General features: G+C 43.4%; 5 protein-coding genes. All 5 read right to left on the reverse strand.

Annotated elements, in window-relative coordinates; translation table 11 throughout:
* Positions 1–1,189, reverse strand: a 1,189-nt coding sequence (locus AC1DUW_RS20580) for a CocE/NonD family hydrolase (RefSeq protein WP_477643328.1), incomplete at its 3' end; no start/stop codon positions are given.
* A 168-nt stretch (positions 1,190–1,357) separates the two neighbouring features.
* The gene (locus tag AC1DUW_RS20585; protein WP_236694892.1) at positions 1,358–1,738 is read right to left on the reverse strand and encodes a Zn-ribbon domain-containing OB-fold protein; all 381 of its coding nucleotides are present in this window, start codon (positions 1,736–1,738) and stop codon (positions 1,358–1,360) included.
* A gap of 31 nt (positions 1,739–1,769) precedes the next feature.
* Positions 1,770–2,933 (reverse strand): thiolase domain-containing protein, encoded by a 1,164-nt coding sequence (locus tag AC1DUW_RS20590; RefSeq protein WP_477643329.1) that lies wholly within the window; start codon positions 2,931–2,933, stop codon positions 1,770–1,772.
* Between the two features lie 127 nt (positions 2,934–3,060).
* Complete coding sequence (locus AC1DUW_RS20595) at positions 3,061–4,056, reverse strand: phosphotriesterase family protein (protein ID WP_053345698.1); 996 nt, start codon at positions 4,054–4,056, stop codon at positions 3,061–3,063.
* 20 nt (positions 4,057–4,076) lie between these two features.
* Positions 4,077–5,117: a phosphotriesterase family protein gene (locus AC1DUW_RS20600; RefSeq protein ID WP_053345697.1), complete on the reverse strand. Its 1,041-nt coding sequence runs from the start codon at positions 5,115–5,117 to the stop codon at positions 4,077–4,079.
* Between the last annotated feature and the right edge of the window lie 129 nt (positions 5,118–5,246).

Here is a 5,246-nt window from a genome sequence, read left to right on the forward strand (position 1 = left end):
TTGTTGTTACTGTTAATGGCGCTTGGTAGAAGCCATCTGGATGTGCATATTCAGATGTTAATGGCTCCGGTTTCTCGCTAATTTTATGGCGAGGACGTAAGTAGAACTCTTTCTTTTCTTCATATGGCAATGGCCAGTGATCTTCTTTACGCCATTTGTAAGAACCTTCTACAGAGAACTGCACTGTTGGTTCGTCCATAATGCCATTGTCAATACCTTTTAACCAGTAATCATACCAGCGGAACATTTCATCATGRCTTTCATGGAATGGACGCTCTAACATTGGTGGAAGCGCTTGGACATCAAGCTTTTTAATGCCTGATACTTTGTGGAAGCATTCGATTGTGCCTTCAACGTTCCAACCGCGACCCCATTTTGCTTGGAAGTAAGTTGGGATTTCTACTTTATGGGCTACTTCTAATGCGCTATTTTTTTGCCAGAATGGGCCATCAAGTGGATTTAATAAGTAATCCATCCACAATTCGTGCCGATCTTGATAATGTAAAAGGTGAACGAAATCTGACCAATGTGCGATATCTGGATCGTTTAAGCGTTCTTGCGTTTTTTCTTTAAGCTCTTCTGGAGTGAATACTTTCGAGCTCTTACTTGCAACGTTATTGAATGCATTACCACTATCGCCGCCGCGTCCTTCACGAGAAGCACGTGGCATTAACCACATGATACCGCCGTGATAACAAAGCTCGTACAGATCGAAGTGACCACCGTTCGCAAAGATTGCTTTTAAGTGTGGTGGTTGCTCCGCTGCACCTAAAATTTGAACAGATGCAAAGTATGAAATACCGATCATCCCGATATTTCCGTCACACCAATCTTGCTCAGCCATCCATTCCACGATGTCATAGATATCTTTTCCATCTCCATGACCACCAGAATTATAGTTACCGCACATTTGACCTTCAGAACCACCTGTACCACGTATGTCTGCGATAATATGAGCATAACCTCGTGATACGACTTCACGAATGTCACCTGCTTCAATCGCTCCGTTCCATAGATGACTTGGACGTGCTTGTGGAGGTAATGTTAGCGCTTGCGCTTGTAGTTCTTTACCGTATGGGCTAAGAGCAAGTAATGCTGGTACTTTTTCTGTGCCTTCAGGACGGTAAATATCTGCAGCGATATGCACGCCGTCACGCATTTTAATGCGTACGTCCTTAGTGATAATCATTTAAATTCGCTCCTCTTCTTAGTCTTTCTAAGTATGTTTTGAATCTGTATAGTGACAGTTCAATCAATAGGAAATTGACAATATTCACAATAATCAGATTTTTTATTATTTATTACATCCGCCTATGTTCTAATAAAGCGAAGTAGCAAAGCCTATTCATTAAAATCCTCAGGCAGGTGTGAAGCACGGTACAAAAGAACCTGGATTATCTTCATCGCCACTTTGCTTGAATACCACTTTTACCTTTTGATTGATATGCACCGTATCTAGGTCACAATCGACGATATTTGTCATCATTTTTGGGCCTTCATCGAGCTCAACGAAGGCGATGGCATATGACACTCCTCGTCGCATCACACTATAAGTGTAGATACTACCAGTGCCATTTGCTTCTTTCCACGTCGTTTTCTCGGTCATACAATACGGGCATAACACACGTGGATAATAATGATACTCACCACAAGAATCGCACTGCTTTATCAGAAGCTTTCCTTCTGCAGCAGCATCCCAATATTCCTTGTGTTCTGGATGAATCTCGGGGATCGCCATCGTTCTATCTTGATATTGAGTTCCCATTCTACTACACCCTCTCCATGATCAGTGTTGCACTACCGTGACGGCTTGCTAGTCCGCCACCAGTACCATGAGCTAACGCAATGTCACAATTTTTCACCTGCACTTGCGGGTGTGCTTCGCCACGTAGCTGACGGACAGCCTCTATCACTTTAATGATGCCACCTCGGCTTGCTGGGTGATTGTTATTTAACCCGCCACCATCCGTATTGATTGGGAGCTTACCCACTCCTGAAATCAGGTTCCCATCAGCGACGAATTTTCCACCCTCGCCTTTTTCACAAAAACCTAAGTCTTCAAGCTGCATTAACACCGTAATTGTGAAGCTATCATAAATGGACGCATACTTAATATCTTGAGGTGTAACCCCAGCCTCCTCAAAGGCTCTAGGCCCTGACCAAATAGCGCCTGTATACGTAAGATCCGTTTTGCCGCCAAGTAATCCTTTAGGTGCTTCGCCACAACCCATCACTCGGACAAGTGGACGCTTCAGACTTTTGGCAATCTCGGGTTTTACGACAACTAAAGCACCGCCACCGTCACTTACTACACAGCAATCCAGTTTATGTAATGGATCAGCAATTATAGGGGACTCAAGTACGTCCTGAACCGTCACTAAATCACGCAGCATAGCGTTTGAATTATGCCTGGCATGATGTGAAGCTGCGACTTTGACCCATGCTAATTGTTCACTCGTCGTGCCATATTCATGCATATGACGCATTGTAGCCATCGCGTACTCATTGACAGCAGTCGGTCCAAAAGGAAGTTCAAACGGTGTATCTGGAACATTTGCACCAACGATCTTCTGTTTGACACCACTTCTGCCCTCTGAACGTGGACGACCCGCCATTGTAATTAATGCAACATTACATTTGCCAGCTGCGATTGCATGTGCAGCATGGGAAACATGGGCAATGTACGATGAACCGCCAGTGTCTGTACCATCTACATGGCGTACATTGAGACCTAAATAATCGACCATAGACAGCACACCACCCGGAGCGTCATCTGCACAAAAATATCCGTCTACATCTGCAAATGCTAGTCCAGCATCTTCTAATGCACCTTTCGCACATTCTGCATGTAAAGCAGCAACGGATTTATTCGGTGCCTTACGCAGTGGGTGCTCGAACGCCCCTGCAATATAGGCCAATCCTTTAATACTCATATTCGTTATCCTCCCGCTATGTTGTTCAACTATTTTCCGAAATCATATCTCGTCACTTTTCACAGATCAAAGCGAGTAATGAAAGTGGAGTGTAGGCTTCTAGAATCAGAAGCAGAAACTGCCCTTCTTAGGCCTTTTGTGTTAACACTACCGTTTTCACGAAGGAACGAGGTTTTTGCATAGTTAGGATTTTCGCAGGATTGTTTACTAAAAGTTGTTCAAATACTTCTTCACCAACACCCGCTTTACGAAGATCTGGTAAGAATTCTTCAAACAGGTAGTTTACTGAATGTCCTTTTAATCCTGGCCAGCCAAGAGCACAGCAGTTGGCATCAGCTGAAATAAGTGCACGGTCAACAAAACCTTTATCAAGGAAACGAAGGAAATGCTCAACACGATCTTGACGAGGACGTGACCAATATGGTGAACCTTCCATCTCACTGTCATAGCCAATTGTATCGAAGCCTACCCATCCACCTAATTCTGCAATCATCGTATCACGGTCTTCATCGAGATATCCGCCATCATCAGCATGCCCCATAAGTACGCGATCAAGTGGTAAGCCTTCTTCATCGAAGATTGCAATTGCAGATTCAGCATCTACGCATAAATGTGTAATAATTGGGACACCCGTTTGTAATGCTGCACGTGCAGCTGCACGGTAAATGCGTTTATCAAGTTCGCTTAGTTTACCACCGCGACTTACCCCTACTTTAATAGCGCCAGCTTTTGCGCTCGTACCGTCAATACCAACTGTAATTTCATGGATGAATAAATCCGTAAGATATTCGACTGGTTTGTTACGGAAATATGGTAGAGCTGAGTCACCTGCTACAAAGCCTGTAACAGCAATAATATTGACCCCTGTTTTTCGTGAAAGCACTTGGAAATATTCGACATCGCGTCCGTTTCCAATCCCTGTACAGTCTACGAATGTTTTACCGCCGTATTCACGGAAGCGACGTAACTTTTGTACTGTAACATCAAACGCTTCTTCAGGTTTTTTCCACCATTGTGTATCTAGGTCACATCCAGGTAGACCGAACCCAACATGCTCGTGCATTGCCGTAATCCCTAAGTCTTCCGTCGCGATTGGCCCTAAAACCGTATTTACCTTACCCATCCTTTATTCACTCCTCACGTTTAGTTTTGCTCTGTTACCAAAACAGATTCTTTTTCTGTAGCTGCTGAAGCATCAACAGTAAATACACGTTGTGGGTTTTCTTCTAATAAAATGCGAATTTGTTCATCAGTTACACCTACTCTACGTAGGGTTGGAACAAATTTTGTTAGTAAGTAATCGAAACCAAGCTCTTTTGCATCATGACCTTTTGCAACGCCAATTGCATTTGTTGAAATTAGGACACAATCACCAAAACCTTCTTTAAATAACGCTAAAATTAACTTTGCACGTTCTTCATCGTTCACGTAGCCTTCGTTTGTAGCCCAACCAACATGGTCTAATGCCACCATAGCACCATGACGCGCAACAGCGAATGCTTCTTTGCGGCGGACAGCATCTAGACGGTCAAGCCCTCCGATGATGACACGGTTTGGTGCAATGCCTTCACCTAATAAAATTTCTAGATCATTTACAGCATCCGCGCCGTATTGAACCGATACAGGTACTCCTGTTGCGAGAGCTGCTTGTGCAGATCCACGGAAAAGATTAATTTCTTTTTCTGTAATACCACTTTGACTTGCGATTGACGTCACTAATCCTGCTGAACTTGAACGTTCAATACGTGGTACAACGATTCCTTCTGTCACCTCTTTGGCGAACAAATCAGCAAATTGTTCTGCTGACCATGGTGTAGGCGGATTCTTTTGTGGTGTAACAAAGTATCCACTTAACATCGGCTCAGGTCCTAAACCTGTTGACGCTACGATATGTATACCTGTTGTTCTAGAAAGAGTTTCATAAAGCTTTACGTCACGACCGTGGAACATACCGCTACGATCTACAATTGTTTTTCCACCAAGTCTACGAAATTCAGTAAGCTCATGCTTTAATTCCTCAAATATCTTACTTCTATCCATATCAATCTCTGGTGCATACTCCGCACCAGGCATCACAGAAAGAAGTGATTCATGAATGAGCACAACACCTAGTTCTTGAGCAGGCACTAGTCCAAGAACAGTACGTACAACGCCTGAACTTTTTTCTTGTAAATTATCTAGCATTGTAAAACCTCCTATCATTTAATAGTTCTTCACCTTAGAGGTGTCGAAGGCGGTGATTTAGTTGAATAGAGAATCACTTAAACATACCCGTTGGTATTTTTATGACACAATCGGGTACACTACTAAAAC

This window comes from Peribacillus sp. P4_C12, assembly GCF_056402095.1.

What these genes read in the sequence shown, in the direction of transcription:
- AC1DUW_RS20585 (WP_236694892.1), bottom strand. Translation starts at nt 1,738, where the DNA reads ATGGCGATCCCCGAGATTCATCCAGAACACAAGGAATATTGGGATGCT.
- AC1DUW_RS20590 (WP_477643329.1), bottom strand. Translation starts at nt 2,933, where the DNA reads ATGAGTATTAAAGGATTGGCCTATATTGCAGGGGCGTTCGAGCACCCA.
- AC1DUW_RS20595 (WP_053345698.1), bottom strand. Translation starts at nt 4,056, where the DNA reads ATGGGTAAGGTAAATACGGTTTTAGGGCCAATCGCGACGGAAGACTTA.
- AC1DUW_RS20600 (WP_053345697.1), bottom strand. Translation starts at nt 5,117, where the DNA reads ATGCTAGATAATTTACAAGAAAAAAGTTCAGGCGTTGTACGTACTGTT.